The organism is Agathobaculum sp. NTUH-O15-33, from assembly GCF_033193315.1.
Classification (GTDB): Bacteria; Bacillota; Clostridia; order Oscillospirales; family Butyricicoccaceae; genus Agathobaculum; species Agathobaculum faecihominis_A.
This window is the reverse complement of the sequence record NZ_CP136187.1, coordinates 2,349,610-2,371,974: the sequence shown is the minus strand read 5'-3', so window position 1 is coordinate 2,371,974 and position 22,365 is coordinate 2,349,610. Positions and strand designations below refer to the sequence as shown.

General features: G+C 59.3%; 15 protein-coding genes and 1 pseudogene. All 16 read left to right on the top strand.

Annotated elements, in window-relative coordinates; genetic code table 11:
* Positions 1–252: 252 nt before the first annotated feature.
* The 16 genes and pseudogenes from RWV98_RS11705 to RWV98_RS11630 all read left to right on the top strand — a co-directional run bounded on the left by RWV98_RS11705 (position 253) and on the right by RWV98_RS11630 (position 22,000).
* Positions 253–1,272: a LacI family DNA-binding transcriptional regulator gene (locus tag RWV98_RS11705; RefSeq protein ID WP_317860909.1), complete on the top strand. Its 1,020-nt coding sequence runs from the start codon at positions 253–255 to the stop codon at positions 1,270–1,272.
* A gap of 203 nt (positions 1,273–1,475) precedes the next feature.
* Positions 1,476–2,510: a zinc-dependent alcohol dehydrogenase gene (locus RWV98_RS11700; protein ID WP_317860907.1), complete on the top strand. Its 1,035-nt coding sequence runs from the start codon at positions 1,476–1,478 to the stop codon at positions 2,508–2,510.
* A 27-nt stretch (positions 2,511–2,537) separates the two neighbouring features.
* Positions 2,538–3,851 carry an acetyl-CoA hydrolase/transferase family protein gene (locus tag RWV98_RS11695; RefSeq protein WP_317860906.1) on the top strand — a complete coding sequence of 438 codons (1,314 nt, stop codon included), beginning with the start codon at positions 2,538–2,540 and terminating at the stop codon, positions 3,849–3,851.
* Complete coding sequence (locus RWV98_RS11690; protein WP_317860905.1) at positions 3,848–4,648, top strand: enoyl-CoA hydratase/isomerase family protein; 801 nt, start codon at positions 3,848–3,850, stop codon at positions 4,646–4,648. The genes RWV98_RS11695 and RWV98_RS11690 overlap by 4 nt, the downstream gene beginning before the upstream one ends.
* A 78-nt stretch (positions 4,649–4,726) precedes the next feature.
* Positions 4,727–5,743 (top strand): TRAP transporter substrate-binding protein DctP, encoded by a 1,017-nt coding sequence (gene dctP, locus RWV98_RS11685; protein WP_317860904.1) that lies wholly within the window; start codon positions 4,727–4,729, stop codon positions 5,741–5,743.
* A 36-nt stretch (positions 5,744–5,779) separates the two neighbouring features.
* Positions 5,780–6,277 (top strand): TRAP transporter small permease, encoded by a 498-nt coding sequence (locus tag RWV98_RS11680; protein WP_317860902.1) that lies wholly within the window; start codon positions 5,780–5,782, stop codon positions 6,275–6,277.
* A gap of 16 nt (positions 6,278–6,293) precedes the next feature.
* The gene (locus tag RWV98_RS11675; protein WP_280960742.1) at positions 6,294–7,589 is read left to right on the top strand and encodes a TRAP transporter large permease; all 1,296 of its coding nucleotides are present in this window, start codon (positions 6,294–6,296) and stop codon (positions 7,587–7,589) included.
* Positions 7,590–7,688: 99 nt separating this feature from the next.
* The gene (locus RWV98_RS11670; RefSeq protein WP_317860900.1) at positions 7,689–8,366 is read left to right on the top strand and encodes a ribulose-phosphate 3-epimerase; all 678 of its coding nucleotides are present in this window, start codon (positions 7,689–7,691) and stop codon (positions 8,364–8,366) included.
* The gene (locus RWV98_RS11665; RefSeq protein ID WP_317860898.1) at positions 8,363–9,379 is read left to right on the top strand and encodes an alcohol dehydrogenase catalytic domain-containing protein; all 1,017 of its coding nucleotides are present in this window, start codon (positions 8,363–8,365) and stop codon (positions 9,377–9,379) included. Before RWV98_RS11670 ends, RWV98_RS11665 begins: the two co-directional genes overlap by 4 nt.
* 125 nt (positions 9,380–9,504) lie before the next feature.
* Entirely contained in the window at positions 9,505–10,233 is a 729-nt protein-coding gene (locus tag RWV98_RS11660; RefSeq protein WP_317860897.1) for an SDR family NAD(P)-dependent oxidoreductase, read from the top strand.
* Between the two features lie 140 nt (positions 10,234–10,373).
* Positions 10,374–11,192 (top strand): 23S rRNA (guanosine(2251)-2'-O)-methyltransferase RlmB, encoded by an 819-nt coding sequence (gene rlmB / locus RWV98_RS11655; protein ID WP_317860896.1) that lies wholly within the window; start codon positions 10,374–10,376, stop codon positions 11,190–11,192.
* A complete protein-coding gene (locus RWV98_RS11650; RefSeq protein WP_317860895.1) occupies positions 11,168–13,450 on the top strand; it encodes a hypothetical protein in 2,283 nt (760 codons plus the stop codon). The genes rlmB and RWV98_RS11650 overlap by 25 nt, the downstream gene beginning before the upstream one ends.
* 162 nt (positions 13,451–13,612) lie before the next feature.
* Entirely contained in the window at positions 13,613–17,182 is a 3,570-nt protein-coding gene (locus RWV98_RS11645; protein WP_317860894.1) for a hybrid sensor histidine kinase/response regulator, read from the top strand.
* A gap of 474 nt (positions 17,183–17,656) precedes the next feature.
* On the top strand, positions 17,657–19,741 hold the full coding sequence (locus tag RWV98_RS11640) for an elongation factor G (RefSeq protein ID WP_317860893.1): 2,085 nt from the start codon (positions 17,657–17,659) through the stop codon (positions 19,739–19,741).
* Positions 19,742–20,049: 308 nt separating this feature from the next.
* Positions 20,050–21,253 (top strand): annotated as a pseudogene (locus tag RWV98_RS11635) (FprA family A-type flavoprotein).
* A 66-nt stretch (positions 21,254–21,319) separates the two neighbouring features.
* Positions 21,320–22,000, top strand: coding sequence for a DUF4830 domain-containing protein (locus RWV98_RS11630; RefSeq protein ID WP_317860892.1), 681 nt, complete (start codon positions 21,320–21,322; stop codon positions 21,998–22,000).
* The last annotated feature ends 365 nt before the right edge of the window (positions 22,001–22,365 follow it).

Here is a 22,365-nt window from a genome sequence, read left to right as displayed (position 1 = left end):
CACGAAACCGTTCCCGGGAGATAATGCAACCTGCACAAAGTCCTATTGTAAATCCACATAAAACGATGGGAAATGCTCTGCGGGAACGGTTTTATGAGATTTATACAAAGATCATCTGCACAGAATGGCGGTTGTTCACAAAATTGCCGCGGAGGGGTTAAAAATACGCCTTTCGGGTATTGACAAAGCGGACGGTTGAACGTATAGTGTGAATCAGACAGACGGAACAACGGACGGAGGAGGGGAGAAACGATGGCCAATATCACCATATCTGAAATTGCGCGGGAAGCCGGCGTTTCCAAATCCACCGTTTCGCGTGTGCTCAACAGCAAGCCGGATGTACTGCCGGAAACCAAGCAGCGGGTGATGGAGATCGTGGAAAAGTACGGCTTCCAACCCAGCGTGTACGCGATCAGCATGTCGCAAAAGCGCTGCAACTGCATCGGCGTGGTCATCCCGCACGATATCGACTATATTTTCAAAAACCAGTATTATTCCGAAATTCAGCGAACCATGCTGAAAGCGGCGCAAAAGCGCGGCTATTATGTGCTGCTGCTGTGCTGCAAGGATATGAAGGAAGCCATTAACGCGGTCAAGCAGCGCCGGGTGGACGGTCTGATCATGGTCAGCCCGCTGCCCGAGCATAAAAGCGCGATGACGACTTTTCTGGAAAGCAATATCCCGTTTGTGACGGTAGGCAAGTGTCAGTTCTTATCAAACGCCTATCAGGTCTGTACCGACAACTATAAAGGCGCGATGCTCGCGATGGAGCATTTATTGGGGCTGGGCCACCGGCGGATTGCTTATATCAACGGCCCGCACTTCCTGCCCTCCAGCGGGGAACGCTGCCGCGCCTATCTGGACGCGATGCGCGCCGAAAACCTTCCGGTTACGGAAGGAATGATCCGCGAGGGCGGCAACTCGATCGAATCGGGCTATGCCGCCACAAAAGAGATCTTATCCGACCATCCGGACATCACCGCGCTTTTCGTCGCTTCCGACTATATGGCGATTGGCGTGGAAAGCGCGGTGCGCGACAGCGGCATGCGCGTGCCGGATGATATCTCCATCGTCAGCTTCGATAATATCCCGATCGCCGCACAGATCAGCCCGGCGCTGACAACGGTGGATCAGCATATCGAAGAAAAAGGGCAGCTATGCGTTGATCTGCTGCTCGACCTGTTGGAGGAGCCGAACACGCAGCGCGCGCATTCGATTGATATCGCGCCGACGCTGTGCGTCAGGGAGAGTACAAGCAAAGTCCGCTCATGAGCGAACATTCGTGGGCGGACGGTTCTTTATTCGATCGCGGGAACGGTGCCGGTCACGGTACCGGCTATATATGGTAATCCCCCTATGATTACACTTTACAGGGGATATTTCTGAAACCTCTGCGGGAGCGGTACCGAGAACGGTTTCTTACAGCATTTCTTTGAATATGGTGCAGCGGCACCGGAAACGAGGCAAATAGAGCAATGAAGAAATTGGTTTTAACAGATATCAACAAGCTGGAACTGGTGGAAGCGCCTATTCCGGAACCGGAGGAAGAGGAAGCGGTTGTCCGCGTCCGGTACGCGGGGATATGCGGTTCGGATATGCACATCATGTCCGGCCAGCATCCGACGGCGCGCCCGCCCTTTGTCATGGGGCACGAGGTATGCGGCGAGATCGTATCGATCGACAGCGTGCGAAGACGCGATCTGAAACCGGGCGATAAGGTCGCGATCCACGCGGTCAAGGGCTGTGGATCGTGCGAGATGTGCCGGTCGGGGCGTGAGAACCTGTGCAAGCGGATTGAGATCATGGGAGCGGGCTGCGACGGTTTTTACAGCGAATATGTGAAATGCCGCGCCGACCGGATCGTTCCCTTCCGGGCGGAGGTCGATATGAAGCTCGCGGCGCTGGTCGAGCCGCTGACGATCGCGGTGCACGATGTGCGGCGGTCGGGCTTGCAGGCGGGCGAGGATGTGTTTATCGCCGGGGCGGGCACCATCGGCGTGCTGATCGGTATGGTGGCGCGGCTGAACGGCGCTGCCCACGTGGTGCTGGCCGAGATCAACGCCGATCGCATCCGCATCGCGCGCGAGCTGGGTTTTGACGTGGCAGATATTGCGGCCGCGGATTTTGAAGCGCAGTGCACCGCCGTTACGGGCGGCAGGAAATTTGACCGTGTTTTTGAAGTGACCGGCTTTCAAAACGGCTTCGATACCTGTCTGAAAATGCTGCGGCAGGGCGCGACGATGGTGCAGGTCGGCATGCCGGGCAGCGGTTCGTTTGAAAGCGGCTTTGATGTAAACGCGATCATTTTTAATGAAGCGAATTATTTGGGCGTGCGCAATTCGACCGCGCGCTCAATGGAAGCCGCGGCCAAGATCATCGACGACGGTCTGCTCGATAAGCATTTACGCCGGGTGGTTTCCGCTGTTTACCCGAAGGAAAAGGCCGTGGAAGCGTTTGAGGCGGCGCGGCGGGATAAATCCATGCTGAAAGTACTCATTGATTTTTCGTAACAACGCATAAAAGGGGCTGAACACAACATGCAGGATTGGAAAGAGATCTACCGCGCCAAGCTGACCACGGCTGCGGAGGCGGTGAAGCATATACCGGACGGCGCGCGCGTGTTTTTCGGGCACGCCGCGAACGAGCCGCCGGTCTTGGTGGACGCGATGGTGCAAAACTATGAGCAGTATAAAAATGTGGAGATCGTTCATTGGGTGCCGATGGGCAAGGGCGAGTATACGCTGCCCAAAATGGCGGGGCACATCCGCCACAACGCGCTGTTCGTCGGTCCGTCCACAAGGGCCGCCGTGCAGGAAGGGCGGGCGGATTACACCCCGTTTTTCTTCTATCAGTCGCCCCGGTTTTTCACGGACGGCACCATGCCGGTCGATGTGGCGCTGGTATCCCTGACCCCGCCCGACAAGCACGGCTTTTGCTCGTTCGGCGTTTCGGTGGGCGGCACCAAGCCGGCGGCGCTGGCGGCAAAGATCGTGATCGCGCAGATCAACGACCAAATGCCGCGCACCATGGGTGATTCTTTTATTCACGTTTCGCGTCTTACCTATGCGGTGGAAGCGTCCAGCCCACTGCCCGAGCTGGGCGGCGGCAGCATCGGCGCGGTGGAGGAGGCGATCGGCCGCAACTGCGCGGCGCTGATCGAGGACGGCTCGACCTTGCAGCTCGGCATAGGCTCTATCCCGGACGCGGTGCTGAAATCTCTTGGCGATAAAAAGGATCTGGGCATCCATTCCGAAATGTTTTCCGACGGCGTGGTCGATCTATACCGAAAGGGCGTGATCACCGGCGCGGCGAAAACGCTGAACAAGGGCAAAATGGTGGCCGCCTTTTTGATGGGCAGCAAAAAGCTTTATGAATTTGTCGACCAGAACCCCGATGTGTTGATGCTGCCGGTCGATTATGTCAACGACCCGGTCGTAATCGCGCAGCAAAACAAAATGGTGGCGATCAACTCCTGCTTACAGGTCGATTTTAACGGGCAGGTCAATTCCGAATCCATGGGGGCAAAGCAGTTTTCCGGCATCGGCGGGCAGCTCGATTATGTGCGGGGCGCGTCCATGTGTCCGAATGGCAAGGCGATTCTTGCCATGCCGTCCACGGCAAAGCACGGTACCGTTTCTCGTATCGTGCCGGTATTTGCCCCGGGCACCACGGTGACGACCACCCGCACCGACGTACATTATATCGTAACGGAGTACGGCGCGGTCGATCTGCGCGGCAAAAGTCTGCGCGAACGCGCGCGGCTGCTCATCTCTATCGCGCACCCGGATTTCCGGGACGAGCTCCGGCAGGCTTACCGCGAACGCTATGGAAACGAGGAGGCAGGGACATGAAAACAGTGGAACACGTGGGCGCGCACAAGCTGGAACAGGTGTTTTTGACCGTGGAGGACCACATTGCGGTCATGACGCTGCACAACCCGCCCGTTAACGCGGCGAGCGGCACGGTGCAGGAGGAGATTCTGCTGCTGTGCGATTACATTGATCGGGAGGATGATATTTGGGTATGCATCCTGCATTCGGATATCAAAACCTTTTGCGTGGGCGTTGACATCAAACGATTTAAGAAGAGCATCGACGACCGGGACGTGACCAACGTACAGGAAAAGTATTACGATGGGGCGCTGGCGCTGTACGAGCTGCGCGTGCCGCTCATCTGCGCGGTGCACGGGCACTGTCTGGGCGGCGGCCTGTGTTACCCGGCGGGGGCCGATATCACCATCGCGGTGAAGGACACCGTGTTCGGCGCGCCGGAGGCCAAGCTATCCGTTGTCGGCGGCTCGGGCCATCTGGGGCGCATCCTGCCGCCGATGATCCAGCGCGATATGTGCTACTGCGGCACCTTTTTGACGGCGGAGGAGCTGCAACGGTACGGCGGCGTGACGCAGGTCGTCGATACGCTGGACGAGCTGATGCCCGCGGCCATGGCCAAGGCGCGGGAGCTGGTGAAACGCGGCCCGCTGGTGCTTCGGTACCTGAAAGCGTGCCTGAACGCACAGGAGGATTTTCAGATGAAGCGAAAAAACGATCTGGAGGTCACCTACACCCGGTATATGGCGCGGCATCAGGATTTCGCGGAGGGCGTAACGGCCTTTCTGGAAAAGCGCGAACCGAACTACCGGGGCGAATAAATGTTTATGGTTGCCGTTTGGCATCATGAATAAAGAAAAAAGACAAACTAAAACGTGTAATGAAAAGGGGTTTTCACAATGAAAAAGCGATTGTTAGCAGCATTGACAGCGGCGAGCCTGTGCGTATCACTGGCGGCCTGCGGAAACGGCGACGCGAAAACAGCCGGCGGGCAAAGCGGCGAGGCGGGCGGAAACAAGGTCACGCTGAAGTTCAACTTCGTCAAGGCCAGCACCGATCCCGAGTACCAGTGGTACGACGAGTACTTTTCCGATATCCGCGAGGCCTCCGGCGAGGAAGTGAACTACGAGCTGTATCCCTCCGAAGCGCTAGGCGCGACCGCCGACGTACTCGAAATGGCGGCCATGGGCCAGCCGGTCGTGGTGGACTGCGACCTTTCCTATCTGGCAAATTACGTGCCCGATCTGGCGGCCGGTATGGCGCCTTACCTGATTCAGACTCCCGAACAGATCAAAACGCTTTGGAAAAGCGAGGTTGGCGAGGAATGGAGCCGGGCGCTGGCGGATAAGGGCCTGCATCTGATTGACCTGCATTACTTTGGCGCGCGCAACCTGATCTGCAATAAAGAGGTGCATTCGCGCGAGGATATCGGCAAGCTGAAGATCCGCTGCGCGGCCACGCCGATGTGGAACGAAGTCGTGCGCGTGCTCGGCGGCAACGCGACCAACACCGCGTGGAGCGAAACCTATCAAGCGCTGTCGCAGGGCGTGGCGGACGGCGCGGAGTCTCCGATGGGCCTTCTGTATTCCGCGCGCCTGTACGAGCCCTGCAAGTATTTGGTGCGCACCGAGCATCTGATCGCCTCCACCGCGATCGTGATGAGCGAAGAGGTGTACCAGTCGCTATCGGACGAGGCGAAAAAGGCGATCGACGACTGCGCTTCCGATTTTGCCGATAAGGCGGTCGAGCGGGTGCAGAGCGTGGAAAAGGAATATGAGCAAAAGCTGGTGGACGAGGGCGTGCAGATCATCGAGATCGACAAGGCCGCGTTTATCGAAGCCGCGCAGGACACGCCGAAACAGTTCCCGGAGTGGTCGGATGGTCTTTATGAGCGCATCCAGCAGGCGATCGCGTAAGCGATCGCACTGCCGGACCGGATGGAGGAACCACATATGAAAAAATTCGGAGATATCCTATACCGTCTGGAAACGATCGTGGCGGGAACCGGCTTTGTCGTCATGGTCGGCGTCATAACAGTCAACGTACTGGCGCGTTTTCTGTTTTCCAAATCGTTCGCTTGGGCGGAGGAGATCGCCTATCTCAGCTTTAACTGGGCGGTGTTTTTCGGCATCTGCATCGTATACCGCAATCAAGGGCTAATCTCCATTGACGCGCTGGTCAGCCGCCTGCCGGATGGGGCGCAGCGCGTGGTGCAGGTCTTTACCTTCGCGCTGGTCGGCGTGGCCAATATCGGCCTGATCGTTTGGGGAATCGAGCTTTCGATCCAAGGGCTGGTGCGTTCGACCCCGATCCTGCGCATCCCGTATTTCTGGGTCGATCTGAGCGTGCCGGCGGCGGCCCTGATCTTGGGCGGCTATTCATTCTATAACATGATAAAGTGCCTAAAGGGCGAAAAGATCGAAGAAGCCGCCCTTGAGGAACGTACCTGAGAAAGGGGGAAACGCTGTGTCATTCTGGTCTGTAGTGCCGATCATCATTTTATTCGTTCTGTTCTTTCTCAAGGTGCCGGTCGCTTATTCTATGATCATTGCGGCTGCCAGCTATTTTCTGCTCGCCCCGGGGACGATGGACCCGTGCAGCATGATACAAAAAATGATCTCGTCCAATTCATCGTTCACTTATCTGGCGATCCCGTTCTTTACCTGCGCGGGCGTGGTGTTCGGCTATTCGGGCATTACAAAGCGTCTGATGGGGCTGGCGGAAATGATCGTCGGCCAAATGCGGGGCGGCATGGCGCAGGTCAATGTGCTGCTCTCCGCGCTGATGGGCGGCCTGTCCGGCTCCGCGAACGCGGACGCCGCGCTGCAAAGCAAAATGCTGGTGCCGCAGATGGAGAAGCTGGGTTATAACCGTGCGTTTTCCTGCGCGGTCACCGCGGCGTCCTCGTGCATCACGCCGATCATCCCGCCCGGCATTATCCTGATCCTATACGCAACCGCGTCCAACGTATCGGTCGCTAAAATGTTCTACGCGGGCTATATCCCCGGCATCGTCATTACGGTTACCATGATGGTGCTCACCTGGTGGATCTCCAAAAAGAGAAACTACAAGCCCTCGCGCGAAAAGGCGGCTTCCGGCGGCGAGTTCGGCCGCGCGTTTATCGATGCGCTGCCGGCACTGTTCGTGCCGTTCGGCCTCGTTCTCGGCCTGCGCTTCGGCATTTTCACGCCGACGGAGGCGGGCGCGATTTGCGTACTGTATGCCATTATCATCGGCATGTTCGTTTATAAGGAGCTCAAGCCGTCCGACATTCCGAAGATCATCAAGGAATCGGTCGTGAACACGGCCGGCGTTATGTTCATTCTGGCGGGCGCGCAGGCGTTTTCGATCTACTTGACTTGGGAGCGTTTGCCGAATATGATTTCCGAAGCGATCATCAGCGGCATTTCCAACCCGTATGTGTTCCTCATCGTCGTCAACATCCTGCTGCTCATCGTCGGCATGTTCTTCGACGGCGGCGCGGCGATGATCTTACTCGCGCCGCTTTTGGTGCCTGCGGCGCAGGCGCTTGGCATCGATCTGATCCATTTCGGTATCGTGCTGGCGGTCAACCTGACCATCGCCGGCATGACGCCGCCGTTCGGGGCGATGATGTTCGTTTCCACCTCGATCACCGGCACGCGAATAGAGGACTATACAAGGGAAGCGCTGCCCTATATCGCGCAGCTGATCATCTGCCTGCTGCTGATCACGTATATCCCGCAAATCGTCACCTTTTTGCCCAATCTGCTGGCGGGATAAGGAAGGTAAACCAACAACGTACACATTTCTTTTGCCCGCCGGCAGCACGCCGGTGGGCAAAATGATTCATCCGAGCAAAACAGAAAAGGGAGGCGAAGCATGCAATCTCTTGTTCTTTCGGTATCCGCCTTTTACCTGCCGGTGGACCGCATCGCGGAAGAGGTGGAAGCGCTGGACCGCGCGGGGGTCGATCTGTTTCATGTTGACCTGATGGACGGCGGCTTTGTCGGCAACCTTGGAATGAGCATGCAGGATCTGGACGCGATACGCCGCCATACGAAGCGGCCGATCGATGTGCATATGATGGTGAACGACCCGGCGCGCTACATCGGTCTGGCGGCGGAGCACGGGGCCGACATCCTGTATGTTCACGCGGAGGCGGACCGCCACCCTGCGGCGACCCTTGCGGCGATCCGCGCGCTGGGCTGCAAGAGCGGTCTGGCGGTGAATCCGGGGACCTCCTTTGCACAGGTGGAGGAGCTGCTGCCGCTTTGCGACTATGTGCTGCTGATGACGGTGAATCCCGGCTTTGCCGGACAAAGCTATCTGGACTTTGTCGAGCCGAAGATCAAGCGGTTTGCCGCCGGTCAGGCGCGGTGGGGCTATACCGTGATGATAGACGGCGGCGTTACGCCCGCGGTGATCCCCCGGCTCGCAAAGCAGGGGGTACGCGGATTCATCTGCGGCAACCGCGTGCTTTTGGAGCAGCAAGCGCCCTATGATCGGATCGTGCCGCGCATCCGCGCGGCAGCGGAAGGAAAGGCGGTATCAGTATGAAAGCAATCGTGGTCGAAAGGCCGGGCGTTTATGGATTGCGTGAGGTGGAACCGCCGCGTATCATTCGGCCGGACGACGTGCTGGTCCGGGTACGCGCCGTGGGCATTTGCGGTTCGGATCTGCATTTGCTCTGCGGCGGCAATTCCGCGGCGCAGTACCCGCGCATTCCGGGGCATGAGATCGTGGGCGAGGTACAGGCGATCGGCGACGGCGTGACCGGGCTTGCGCCCGGCGACCGGGTGATCGCGGAACCGCTGCGATACTGCGGCGATTGCCACGCCTGCCGCCGGGGCAGGCGCAACGTATGCCAACACCTGCAGATCGTCAGCGTGCATGTGGACGGCGGCTTTGCCGAGTATTTTGTCAGTCCGGCGCGCAACCTTTTCCAATTGCCGGACGATATTGGTTGGGCGCTTGCCACCGCGATCGAGCCCTGTACGATCGGCGAGCAAGCGCATGCGAGGGCGGGCACTCTGCCCGGCGACACGGTGTTGATCCATGGCGCGGGGCCGATCGGCCTGATGGTGCTGGATACCGCAAAGCGGCTGGGCGCCCGCGCGATCGTATCCGACCCAAGTGAAAGCCGTCGCCGCCGGGCGGCAGCCTTTGGCGCGGATGCGGCGATCGATCCGCAAAAGGATGATTTGCTGGCGCTGGTCATGCAACAGACCGGCGGCGTGGGCGCGAACGAGATCTTTGACGCGACGGACGACGTTTCCTTGCTGCCGCTCTCGATCGAGCTGGCGGCGACCGCGGGAGCGATCGTGCCGCTGTCGTTCAGCAGCGACCCGGTCACGGTCAATTTCGCACCGCTCAATCAAAAGGAATTGACCATCGCGGGCACCCGGCATCAGTACAAAATGTTTCCCAAGGTGCTGGCGGCGCTGCCCGCGCGTATGGAAATGCTGCGGCGTTTTGTAACGCATACCTTTCCGCTGGAGCAGTACGAGCAAGCGTTCGCGCTTGCCGGACAGCGGGAAGCGGACGCTTGCAAGATCGTGTTGACGGTGTGAGGATAAGAAGGAGCTGATAGCGGTGAATGTTGCGGAAAATCTGCGAAAACACTATTCTTTAGAAGGCAAGGTGGTTTTGATCACCGGCGCGGGCGGCGGCATATGCAGCGAGATGGCGCGGGCCGTTGCGGGCGCGGGCGCGGGAGGTAGCGCTGTGCGACTTAAACTTGGACGCCGTGCGTGCGGTGCTACCAACCATGCAGGGCGCGGGACATACTGCGCACCGGGTCGATCTGCGGCGGGTGAGCGAGATCGAGGCCTGTGTGGACGAGGTGCTTGCGGCACACGGCCGCATCGACGGTCTGGTTAATGGGGCGGGCGTCAGCAAGCGGTTGGGCCTGCTCGATGTGGACGAGGCGCTGTACGACGCGATCATGGACGTCAACTTGAAGGCGGCTTTTTTCATGGGGCAGCAGGTGGTGCGCAAGACAATGCGGGTGCGGGGCGGCAAGATCGTCAATATCGCCTCCTACAATTCCACGCGCATCTGCGGCGGCAGCTCGGTTTACGGCTGCGCCAAAAGCGGCATCTTGGGACTGACGCGGTCGATGGCGGTCGAGTGGGGCGCGTTTGGCATTCAGGCCAACGCTATCGCGCCCGGCTTTGTTGAAACGCCGCTGTGCCGCGAACTAAAGGAGGACCGGGCTAGGCTGTCCTGCATTGAGGACATGACCTGCTGCCGCCGTATGGCGCAGCCGGAGGAACTGATGGGCATGACGATCCTGCTGCTGTCCGACGCGTCGAGCTATATGACGGGGCAGGTGTATAACGTGGACGGCGGCGCGCTGGCAGGCGGCACGCCATGGTACTTTCCCACTGCCTATGGCGCGAAGCAGCGCGCCGGGACAGAGTAAAACGGGCGCAAAGGTTCGGGCGTTTTGGAAAAACGCGCCGAACTTTTGTGCTTTTTTCACGAATTCGGTCGAGCGGCGTTGAATAGTAGGCATCGAATATGGTATAATCCATTTATCTGAAATTAAATGGGAGGACAAAAATGTCCAGTGGATATCGGAGCGAGCGCCCGCCGCGTCAGGACGACGGAACGCTGATCGAAGGGCGCAACGCCGTTTTGGAGCTGCTGCGCGCCGGCCGGACGATCGATAAGATTTTTCTGGCAGAGGGCGGCCGCGGCGGTGATATTGCCTCCGCCGCGAGAAAACAGGGGGTGCCGGTGGTCACGTGCGACAGACGCAAATTAGACCACATGAGCCCGACCGGCAGCCATCAAGGCGTGATCGCACAGGTGGCCGCGCAGGATTACGTGGCGCTGGAGGATATTTTGCTCGTCGCGGAGCAGCGCGGAGAGCCGCCTCTTCTCGTCGTATGCGACGGCATTGAGGACCCGCACAATTTGGGCGCGATCATCCGCTCCGCCGAGGCGGCGGGTGCGCATGGGATCGTGATCCCCAAGCGCCGCGCGGTCGGGCTGACCGCCGCGGTGGCCCGCGCGGCCGCCGGCGCGCTGGCCCACATGGGCGTGCACAAGGCAAATAACCTCGCCGCCGTGCTGGACGAGCTGAAAGCGCGCGGCATTTGGCTGTTCGGCGCAGAGGCCGACGGCGACGCGCCGCTTTTTGAAGCGGATTTTGACCGGCCCTGCGCGCTGGTGATTGGGTCCGAAGGCGAAGGCCTCAGCCGCCTGACGCGCGAAAAAATGCGATTATATCGTCAGCATCCCGATGCGGGGGCGCGTCAATTCGCTCAACGCGTCGAACGCCGCCGCTGTGATGCTGTTCGAGGCTGTGCGCCGCCGTACGCACGCGAAATAGAGAAAGGGATCACAGAGATATGGACAGAAAAGACGAAACCATGAACCTTGACGATCTCAAGGCGTATTTAAACGACGTGCCGGACAGCGGGGAATTCGACCTCGATTCCATCATCGCCGAAGTGGAAGGGCTGGCCCCGGCGCAGCCAAAGCGCCAGCCGCCCGCGGCGCCGGCGCCCCGCGCGCAGGCCGCCCCCAGAGCTCCGGCCGCCCCGCAGCCAACGCCCAGAACACAGGCCGCTCCGCAGGCGCAAGCGCGCCCGGAAGCGCCGCGCCGGCAAGCGGCGCCCAAAGCCGCGCCGCAGCCCGCGCCCCGCGCGCAGACCGCTCCCAAAACGCGGCCCGCGCAGCAAAAAATCGTGGGCGAGGACGACTTGCCCGATCTGAGCGCTTTTGAACAGCAAGAGGTGGACGAGCGCAAGGCGCGCCGCGCCGCCCGAGAAGCAAAGGAAAGCACAAAGCGCGCAAAGGCCGAACAAAAGCGCGCCGTCCGCGTCGCACGCGCGGCCGAGCCGCCGGAAGAGGAGATCGAACAGGCGCAGCCCTCTCCGCGCGCCCAAAAGCGCGCGCGCGGACAGAAGCTGTCCCGCAAGGAGGAGCGCGCCGCGCGCCTTGCCGCCGAGCAGGCCGAGGAAGAGGAAGACATCGTTCTGCGCGATCCCACGCAGGCCCAGCGCTCGGCCCTTCGCCGCGCGCGCGGGCTGAATGTGCGGTCGCTTCTGGTGCTGCTGCTCGCCGCCGCCGCCGCTTACTTAAGCCTTGCGCCCACGTTTGAAATGCTGCCGGTGCCCATCGCGCTGGATGCGGGCGAAAACCAGTCGATCGCGATTGGCGCGCTGATGCTGCTGCAATTTATCGCGATATTTCTGGGCGTCGACGTATTCGGCATGGGCTTTTTCAACCTGTTTCACGGCATTCCGGACCGCTCCACGCTGGTCTCGTTCTCAGTGATCGCCTCGCTGCTGCACGGCGCGTCCATCATTGTGTTCGATAACCAGTCCGGTGTGGAGATTCCGTATCTTGCCGTCAGCATTTTGCTGCTTTACGCGGCCATGCGCGAAGAGCGCGGCCGCTGCGCGGCGCGGGCGAGAGCATATAAGGCGATCGCTTCGGCGGAGCGGCCGATGGCGGTGTACAGCCATTATGACCGGACGGACGATGTGTGCCGCGCGGTCAAGGGTCCGCTCGGCCAGATGGAGGATTTTCTCCGCGAAATGGAGCGCCCGGACACGATCGACCGCTTTTCCATGATCTATGCGCCGATCGCTTTGGCCGCGTCCATTATCTTCGCGCTGGTGGCTTCGCTCGGCCGGGGTGATCCGATCCGCTTTTTCTGGGCGTTTTCCGCGCTCCTATCCGTTTCCGCGCCGATCGGCTTGCTGTGCGCGTTCGGCGCGGGGTATAAAAATGTATCCCGCCGCCTGCTCGGCACGGGCGCGGCGCTCGCGGGCGCGCGTCAAGCCGGTCTGCTGCGCGGCACGGAGGAAGTCATCCTGACGGAGAACGATCTGTTCCCCGCGGGTTCGATCGCGCTGGAAGCGCTGCAAAACATGGGCGGCATGGCGGATGATAAGGTGTTGGCCTTTGCCGCCGCTCTGACCGACGGGGCCGGGCTGGAGCTTGGCCGCGTGCTGAACGAAACGCTGCGCGAGCGGTACGGCGCGGTCGCCAGCGCCAAAAGCGTGCAGCTGGTAGACGGCGGCGTTGCCGGTGAAGTAGGCGGGCACCGCGCCGTGCTGGGCACGGCGGCGCTGATGGTCAAAATGGGCGTGCGCATGCGCGCCGGACAGAGCGCGGACACCTGCAACGCTTATCTGGTCGTGGACGGCGCGCTCGCGGGCGTGCTGACGCTGCGCTATCAGCCGACCAAGGGCACCTACCACGCCATGCGCACCATGCGCCGCATGCATATGAGCGCCGCGCTGGCTGTAACGGATTTTAATATTTCGCCCGCCATGGTCGAAAGTCAGTTCGATCTGAAACGCGGCTTTGCCGACCAGCCCGACCCGGCCACCGTCGACCGTATCATGGACGCGGCCTATACCGCAGACGACGCGCCGGCTGCCATCCTGACGCGCGAGGGCGCCGGGCCGTTCATCACGGTGCTGCGTGCGGCGGATAAGCTCGCGGGCGCGGTGCGCTCGTGCATCACGCTGGGCGCGTTCGCCGGGGTGTGCGGTATGCTGATTGTGTTCTACCTTTTGTTCCAGAACGCCGTCTCCGCGCTGCCCGTGCTGCACCTGCTGCTTTATTTACTGATTTGGTACATCCCCGTGTTTATCATCACACAGCAAACCCACTGAACCGGGGCAAGAACAGAAAAAGGAGGAAGAAAACCGTGCGTTTTTCTTCCTCTTTTTTTCTTACGGTCCGTCCGTTTTTGATGCTGCGAACGCTTTTCAACTTGTAATTGACGGTCGTGTGGGATAGAATGAAGGTATGTAATGGAAGGGGGGCGGAAGCTGATGATGCAGGGCGTTGTTTTATCCCCGGATCAAATGGCGGCCGTTTTGGATAATGCTCCGGTTGCCATGTATGTGAGCGCGCTGGACGATTACGAGCTGCTCTATGCAAACCGGTTGGCCCGCGAGCTTCTTCTGCGGTCTGGGATCGTGGGAAAGACCACCTGCTACGGCGCCGCTGGCTTTGACCGCCCTTGTCCGTTTTGCAGGATCGGCGAAATGCGGGAGGACGAGCTGTGCGTGCGCGAGTTCCGCCTGCCCTCCACGGGCCGCGTTTATCAGTTGAGCGGCAAGGTCATCCTTTGGGGACGCCGCCGCGCCCATATCGAATACATACTGGATATCACCGACCAAAAGCGTGAGGAAGCGCGGGTGCGCGCGGTCACGGAGGAGCTGGAGACCACCTTCAGCAGCGTTCCCTGCGGCCTGTGCGGCTACCGGTACGATGGCCGCACGATTGCGCCGGTGTTCCATAACCCTGCTTTTTACGAGATCATGGGCTATTCGGATGAGCACATCGCGGATATGGAACAGGAGACCACCTTTCTTGGCGTGAACCCGGACGATCTGCCCGCGCTTGCGCAAAAAATCGCGGAGACCATCCGCACGGGGCGCGTCATGCGGCATATCTACCGTGTGTTTAACGATAAAAAAGGAGAATACCGCTGGATTCAGCTCGACGGTTCGGTCAAGGCGCAGGAGGATGGCTCCAAGCTGCTGTACGCGGTGTATACCGATGTCAGCGAGCGGGTGCGGCTGGAAAAAGAACTGGCCGAATCCAGCGAAAAAATGCAGGATATCATCAACGCCATTCCGGGCGGCGTGGCGATCTATAAGATATCCGATCGCTTTGAAACCATTTACTTTTCCGACGGCGTGCCCGAGATAACGGGTTATACCGTGGAAGAATACCGGGAGCTTTGCCGTGGCGACGCGGTGCAAATGACCCATCCCGCGGATACGGAAATGGTCGTTCGCCGGGTGAACGAGGCGCTGCAAAACCACACCGTGGCGGATTTTGAATTCCGCAAGCTGCACCGGGACGGGCATACCGTTTGGGTGCATGTGCTGGCCAAGCAGACCGGCGAGCAGGATGGCTGTCCGCTGCTGCACTGCGTGTTCCACAATATCACCGATCTGAAGGAAACGCAAAAGGAAATGGTGCGGCTTGAGCAGTACTTCCAAACCATTGTGAGCAATCTGCCCGGCGGCGTTGCCGTCGTGCGGCTGAGCGCTAAGCAGCATTACCTTACGGAATATCTATCCGAAGGCTTCGGCGCGCTGCTCGGCATGACGGCCGAGCAAGCGCAGCAGCGCTATGGGAACGATGTGCTGGATTGTATCCATCCGGACGACGCACCGCGCGTGAGCCGTCTGATACGGGAATTTGTAGCGGGGAAGGACGACTTTCTGGAACTGCGCGGGCGGCTGAAACGGGTAGACGGAAGCGCGATATGGATCAAATGCCGTTTGTCCATCGCGCGGGAGGAAACCGGCGCCAAGCGCATCTATGCCACCTGCAACGATGTGACGCGGGAAATGGAGGATCAGGAGCGCATCCGCCAGCAGTATAAAGAGCTGCTTTTACAGCATTACCGCTCGCCCGGTCCGAATACGCTGATCGTGGGTCACTGCAATGTGACCCAAAGCCGGATAGAAGAGATCATCGACTTTACCGGTTCCGATCTGCTGAATAATCTGGGCAACGAGCGCAACGCCTTTTTTACCGGTATTTCAGAGTTAATCCCTGATCCGGCGGAGCGGCAGGCGTTTTTGGACCGCTACCTGAACGAGCCGGCGCTTGCGGCTTTTCGGCGCGGCGAGTCCGAGCAGCGGCTGAAATGCTTCATGCGCATGCCGCGGGAAAAGCGGGGCCGCTATGTGCAGATCACGGTGCATCTGGTGGCCGAGCCGGATACGGGCGACGTAACGGGTATCCTGACCGTTATGGACGTGACCGATCAGGTGATATCAGACCGTATCCTGCGCGGTCTTTCCCTGACGGGCTACGATCTGGTAGCTGACGTGGATGTGCAGGAGGATAGCTTTACCGCCTTGGCCTTTACGCAAAGCGCGGACGCTTGGCCCAAACGCCACTGTTATTCGGACGCTGTGCGGCATTTCGGCGAAGTCTATGTGGTGCGCGAGGATCGGGAAGCGTTTTTCGACATGCTCAAGCGGGATCATATCATGGACCGGCTCGCGCGCGAGGGTCCCTATTCGTTTACTTACGCCACCGTATCTTCCGGGACGGGCAAGCGCATCAAACGCATCACGATCTCAGCGGCGGATATGTCGCTCGGCCGCGTCTGCCTTGCGCGGGCCGATGTGACCGATATGCTCCGCGCCGAACGGCAGGCCAAGGATGAACTGGAACAGGCGCTCGCGCTCGCTAAGGAAGCAAGCCGCGCCAAAAGCGACTTCCTTTCCGCAATGAGCCACGATATCCGCACGCCGATGAACGCGATTATGGGTATGACCACGCTGGCCACCGCCCATTTTGGCGATTCCGAACGTGTTTGGGACTGCCTGTCCAAAATTGCGATCTCCTCCAAGCATCTGCTCAGCCTAATCAACGATGTACTGGATATGAGCAAGATCGAAAGCGGCAAAGTAACGCTGGGCAGCACGCAGATTTTACTGCCCGAGCTGGTCGAGCAGCTATTCGCCATTTTGCAGCCGCAGGCGGAAACGGGCGGCCTTACGCTGGAACGGCACATGGGCCCGCTGGATCATCCGTGCTTTTATGGAGATGCGCTGCGCCTGAATCAGATCCTGATCAATATCCTTGGGAACGCGGTCAAGTTTACGCCGCGGGGCGGCACGGTGCGGTTTACGGTGGATGAATTGCCGGAAAACAAAGGCGCGGGCTGGGCAAGGTATCGTTTTACCATGCAGGACAATGGGTGCGGTATGTCGGAGGAATTTCTCGCGCATCTGTTTGAGCCCTTTACCCGCAGCCGCGAATCGGTTTCCGGGCGCATGGAGGGCACCGGTCTTGGCCTGAGCATCACGAAGGGCTTGATCGATCTGATGGGCGGCGACATCCGTGTTACAAGCCGCGTGGACGAAGGCACCACCTTCTTTGTCACACTGGACTTTCGCTCCTGCGAGATGGCGGATTGCGCCGATACGATGAACGGACAACCCTATTCGGCCGGCGCGGAGACCGGGGACGCGGCTTTTGCCGGGCGGCACTTTCTGGTGGCGGAGGACAATGCGATCAATGCCGAAATACTGGGCGCGCTGCTCGAATTGCACGGCGCGCGCTCGACCGTGGCCGTGGATGGCCGCCGGGCCGTGCAGGCGTTTTTAAGCGCCGCTCCCGGCACATATGACGCGATTTTAATGGATGTGCAGATGCCCGAGCTGAACGGCTATGAAGCCACGCGGGCCATCCGCGCGGCTGACCGGCCGGACGCGCCGACCATCCCCATCGTTGCCATGACGGCCAACGCCTTTTCCGAGGATGTGCAGGCGGCGCTGGCCGCCGGTATGGACGCGCATGTGGCCAAGCCCATCGATATGAAGCTGCTGCGCGACGCGCTGGAAAAGCTGCTTTCAGACAAATGACAAAGAGCCGTTTCCTTACTGGAAACGGCTCTTTGTCAAAAAAGAAATGAAGAAAAAAGAGAATGTACGGCAACGCTTAAAACGGCATGACGGATAGGATGGAAAACACGGCAAGTGCTACCATCAGTACGGCTGCGGCGGTCGCGATATAGGCTCTGGTCATATTCCATCCCTCCAAAGGTTCGTATACTATATAAACGTTTGACAAGGGCGATTTGTGACAGAAAATTTGAAAAAAATAAAAATTCGTCGAGTTGCACAAAATGATAAAATGGAAATTGTATGGAATGCGCAGAAAAATTTGCTGGGCCGAACGTACGCGGGTGTTGTCCGGTTGCGTCGGACGAACCTCATAAACTTGCACAAAAAACCGCTTGCAACGACATGCAAACTCGTGTATAATAACAAACAGGGAGTTGTTCCCGAAACAAAGTGCCCGCGCATGGAGCAAGGGCAGGGGAGTGTTATAAACATATGGCCAATTATCCAGTAAATAAGATTCGCAACGTATGTCTGATGGGCCATGGCGGCGACGGCAAGACCTCGCTGATCGAAAGCCTGCTGAACATCGCTGGCGTGACCGATCGTGTCGGTAAAATCACAGATGGCAACACCGTGTGCGATTTTGATCCCGAAGAGATCAAGCGCCAGTTCACGATTTCTACCGCTGTCGCGCCGATCGAGTGGCAGGGTTGCAAGATCAATCTGCTCGATACGCCCGGCTTCTTCGACTTTGAAAGCGAAGTAAACTGCGCGATGCGCGTGGCGGAATCCGCGCTGATTGTCGCGACCGGCAAATCCGGCCCGGGCGTCGGCACGGAAAAAGCGTGGGAGCGCGCCGAAGAGCACGCCATGCCGCGCATGTTCTACATCTCCAAGATCGACGAGGAAAACTCGGATTACTATACCTCGCTGCATAAGCTGCAAAAGCAATTCGGCGTATCCGTCGCGCCAATCGTCGTGCCGATCTTTGAAGGCAACCGCGATACCGTCGGCGTGGTCGATTGCGTCATCCGCAAGGCCTACAAGATGGACGGCAACAAGCGCGTCGAGATCCCGATCCCGGAGGATATGAAGGAGCGCATCGACCAGCACCGCGCCGCGCTTTGCGAAAACGTGGCCGAGCTGTCCGAAGAACTGATGGAGCGTTACTTTGCGGGCGAGGAATTTTCCGATGAAGAGCTGATCGCTGGCATCCGTCAGGGCGTTAAGGATCTGGTCATCGCGCCCGTGTTCTGCGGCACCGCGGCGACCGGTATCGGTTCCTATGCCATGCTCAAGGGCATTGCGGACTACATGCCCTCGCCGGATGAAAAGCCCATCGAGCTGTGTGAGGATGAAAAGGGCGAACTGATTGAGATCAACTGCACGCCCAACGGTTCCGCCTGCGCGTTTGTGTTCAAGACCGTTGCCGACCAGTACGGCCGCTTCTCCTATTTCAAGGTGATGTCGGGCGAGGTCAAGCAGGACATGGTGCTTGTCAACAAGCGGGCGGACGCGAACGAAAAAATGAGCCATATCTTTACCGTCTGCGGTAAAAAGACGACCGAGGTGCCGCTTGTCGGCTGCGGCGACATCGGCGCGGTATCCAAGCTGGTCACCACCAAGACCGGCGACACGCTCTCCATGAGCGTGCGCAAGGTAGAACTCGAGCCGATCGAGATCGCGCCGCCGTGCTACACGCGCGGTATCGTGCCTAAGGTGAAGGGCGCGGAAGAAAAGATTTCCGCCGGCCTCAGCCGTCTGCACGATGAGGATCCTTCGTTTGAAACCGAATTCAACCCCGAGACCAAGCAGCACACCATTTCGGGCGCGGGCGACATCCATCTGGATGTGCTGTGCGCCAAGCTGAGAGATAAATTCGGCGTTGATGTCGATCTGACCGAGCCGATCGTACCTTACCGCGAGAAGATCCGCAAAAAGGTATCGGTGGAAGGCAAGCATAAGAAGCAGTCCGGCGGCCACGGCCAGTACGGCCATGTCAAGATGGACTTCGAGCCGTATACCGAGGGCGATTATCTGTTCGAGGAAAAGATTTTCGGCGGTTCCGTGCCGAAGAACTTCCATCCGGCGGTAGATAAGGGCATCCGCGAAGCGATGGAGCATGGCGTTTTGGCGGGCTATCCGCTGGTCGGCTTGCACGCTGTGCTGACCGATGGCTCGTACCACGATGTGGACTCTAACGAGCTTTCGTTCAAAATGGCGGCGCGTCTGGCCTACAAGGCGGGCATTCCGCAGGCCAGCCCGGTTCTGCTCGAGCCTATCTCCGCGATCAAGACCGTCGTTCCGGATGCTTACATGGGCGATGTGATCGGCGACCTGAACAAGCGCCGCGGCCGCATCATGGGCATGAACCCGATCGAGGGCGGCAAGCAGGAGATCGTCGCGGAAGCGCCGATGGCCGAGCTGACCGACTATGCGATCACGCTGCGTTCGATGACGCAGGGCCGCGGTTCGTTCGTATCCCAGTTCGAGCGGTACGACGAAGCGCCCCAGCCGGTTCAGGAAAAGGTCATTGCAGAGAACAAGGCGCGTCTGGAAGCACTCAATAAAGAATAACAGAAAAACCCAAAAAGGAACTGGAGAAAATTTTCTCCGGTTCCTTTTAGCGTGTTGAAGAGCCCCTCGCGCCCCCGCCGCGTGTCGAGCAGTGGCAGGTCTAGCATGACCGGGCAGGGGCGGCCGGTTTCATGCAAGCGGCATGTGCGCGGCCGCCCGTAAGGCGGAGCGGGCGCATTAAATACGGCGAATCCGTGCTTTTTTGACGAAGCGCACGGTTTGCGTGGCAGGATTTTTGTATACACTTAGAGAAAAATACGTGGTATACTGGAAGCAGACTTAGAAGTAATGGAGGTGCACACCTTAATATGTATTGCACAAGAAAAATTACGGATGATCTTCTTTATATCGGCGGCAGCGACCGCCGGCTGAACCGGTTTGAAAACCTTTTTCCAATCCCGCGCGGCGTGTCGTACAACAGCTATCTGCTGCTGGACGAAAAAGACCGTACTGTTTGATACGGCGGATGAAGCCATTGGCCGCCTGTTTTTTGAAAATTTGGAGCATGGTTTGGATGGCCGCGCGCTCGATTATTTGGTCATCCACCACATGGAGCCCGATCACTGCGTGCTGCTGGGCGAAACGCTGCGCCGCTGGCCGGATGTCAAGCTGGTTTGCAGCGCAAAAGCCCTGTCCATGATCGGCCAGTTTTTCCCGCTCAACGTGAGCGACCGCACGCTCGTCGTCGCCGAGGGGGACAAGCTCTCCACCGGCCGCCATACGCTGCATTTTCTCATGGCGCCCATGGTGCACTGGCCCGAGGTCATGGTCACTTACGACGAGCTGGGCAAGACCCTGTTTTCCGCCGACGCTTTCGGCACGTTCGGCGCGCTGGCCGGCAATTTGTTTGACGATGAGATCACCTTTGACCAGAACTGGATGACCGACGCCCGCCGTTATTACGCCAACATTGTGGGAAAATACGGCGCGCAGGTGCAGACGGTGCTGAAAAAGGCCGCGCTGCTCGATATCCAGTTCCTTTGCCCGCTGCACGGGCCGGTGTGGCGCGCGCATCCGGAGGTGCTGGTGGAGAAATACCAGAAATGGAGCACCTACGAACCGGAAGATAAAGCGGTGCTCATCCTTTACGCCACCATGTACGGCAATACCGAAAACGCCGCCTCCGTCCTTGCGGGCGAACTGGCCGAAGCGGGCGTGCATGATATCAAGATGTACGACGTATCGGACGCCGATCTGTCCGACCTGATCGCCGAAATCTTCCGGTGCAGTCATCTTGTCTTTGCCGCGCCGACGTATAATGGCAATCTGCATCCCAAAATGGAAGCGCTGATGAGCGATATGAAGGCGCTGAACGTGCAGAACCGCACGGTGGCCCTGATCGATAACGGCACTTGGGCGCCCGTGGCGGCCAAGCACATGGCCGCGCGCCTTGCAGAAATGAAAGCCATGAACGTGATGGAGAACCCGGTCTCGCTCAGGTCCTCGCTGACCGAGGTGCAGCGCGAAAGCCTGCACGCGCTCGCGCAGGCGTTTGCCGCGGAGCTTGTTTAACTTTTTTGTTCTGACCCGTCCGCCCGCCGCATAGGATAGACCATGTTAGCGGCAGGAGGGACGAAAATGATCGTTTACGCAACTAAGGTATCGGTAAAAAAGGCGATTGCGGGCGTTTTAGTGGTCGGTGCGGTCGTGTGGGGCGTATCGGCGCTTGTGCCCGACGCGGCGGAACCGGCCAGCGCGGAGGCTACGGCGGCCGAGGGGATGGACGCCAAACTAAAGAACAATGAGCAGCGCGTCGCGCTTCTAAACAGCTTCGGCTGGAAGGTCGAACCGGAGCCGCGCAGCGAGCGCGAGGTGCAGGTGCCCAAGACCTTCGATGAAACATACGAGGCCTACAACGCCATTCAGCTCGCGCAGGGCCTCGATCTAACGCCCTATCAGGGCAAACGCGCCACGCTTTACACCTATGAACTGACCGAATATCCCAGCGGGGCGGAGGGCGTGACCGCCAATTTGCTCATCCGCAAAAACAAGCTGATCGCGGCCGATATCAGCGCCGCCGAGGCGGACGGCTTTGTGCACGGGATCACCGGCATGCCGGAGGAAAAGACGGCCGCGCCGCAGACCGGCCAGCCCCAGCAGGACGGCCAGACCCCGCCGGAGGAAGGCGCGGAAACGCCTTCTGAGGGCACGGCGGCGCCCGACGCGACTCCATCAGAGGACGCGGCCGCCCCATCCGACAGTGCGGAGACCCCGCCGGCGGACGCCGGCGATACGCCAGAAAGCGCGCCAAGCGAGTAATATGACACCCAAAGCCCGCCGCAGCAGAGTCTGCGGCGGGCTGCAGACTGTCAAAAAACAAGTTTTGACAGTCTGTCGATCGAAACAAAGCCCCATTTCGATCGAGAATTCCGGCTTCTGCGCGCGCCTTACAGGCACACTTGAAGTCGGTTTGTATAAAAACCGAGATACGTGCTCCCGGTTTTTATGAATTTTGCCACTTGCGGCAAAATTCGATTTTATGCGCGCTGCGGCGCGAGAGGTTCTTTGACACGCTAAAGCCCGCCGCAGCAGAGTCTGCGGCGGGCTGTTTTTATGCAAATGTATACGCCGATTCGCACAAAAAATGGCTGTTGGTTTCTCTGTTTCGCACGGTTGCCTGATAG

Bases quoted from the DNA above. Each gene is read 5' to 3' on its own strand.
- dctP (WP_317860904.1), top strand. From the start codon at position 4,727: ATGAAAAAGCGATTGTTAGCAGCATTGACAGCGGCGAGCCTGTGCGTA.
- RWV98_RS11695 (WP_317860906.1), top strand. From the start codon at position 2,538: ATGCAGGATTGGAAAGAGATCTACCGCGCCAAGCTGACCACGGCTGCG.
- RWV98_RS11650 (WP_317860895.1), top strand. From the start codon at position 11,168: ATGGACAGAAAAGACGAAACCATGAACCTTGACGATCTCAAGGCGTAT.
- RWV98_RS11630 (WP_317860892.1), top strand. From the start codon at position 21,320: ATGATCGTTTACGCAACTAAGGTATCGGTAAAAAAGGCGATTGCGGGC.
- RWV98_RS11680 (WP_317860902.1), top strand. From the start codon at position 5,780: ATGAAAAAATTCGGAGATATCCTATACCGTCTGGAAACGATCGTGGCG.
- RWV98_RS11690 (WP_317860905.1), top strand. From the start codon at position 3,848: ATGAAAACAGTGGAACACGTGGGCGCGCACAAGCTGGAACAGGTGTTT.
- RWV98_RS11700 (WP_317860907.1), top strand. From the start codon at position 1,476: ATGAAGAAATTGGTTTTAACAGATATCAACAAGCTGGAACTGGTGGAA.
- RWV98_RS11640 (WP_317860893.1), top strand. From the start codon at position 17,657: ATGGCCAATTATCCAGTAAATAAGATTCGCAACGTATGTCTGATGGGC.
- rlmB (WP_317860896.1), top strand. From the start codon at position 10,374: ATGTCCAGTGGATATCGGAGCGAGCGCCCGCCGCGTCAGGACGACGGA.
- RWV98_RS11645 (WP_317860894.1), top strand. From the start codon at position 13,613: ATGATGCAGGGCGTTGTTTTATCCCCGGATCAAATGGCGGCCGTTTTG.
- RWV98_RS11665 (WP_317860898.1), top strand. From the start codon at position 8,363: ATGAAAGCAATCGTGGTCGAAAGGCCGGGCGTTTATGGATTGCGTGAG.
- RWV98_RS11670 (WP_317860900.1), top strand. From the start codon at position 7,689: ATGCAATCTCTTGTTCTTTCGGTATCCGCCTTTTACCTGCCGGTGGAC.
- RWV98_RS11705 (WP_317860909.1), top strand. From the start codon at position 253: ATGGCCAATATCACCATATCTGAAATTGCGCGGGAAGCCGGCGTTTCC.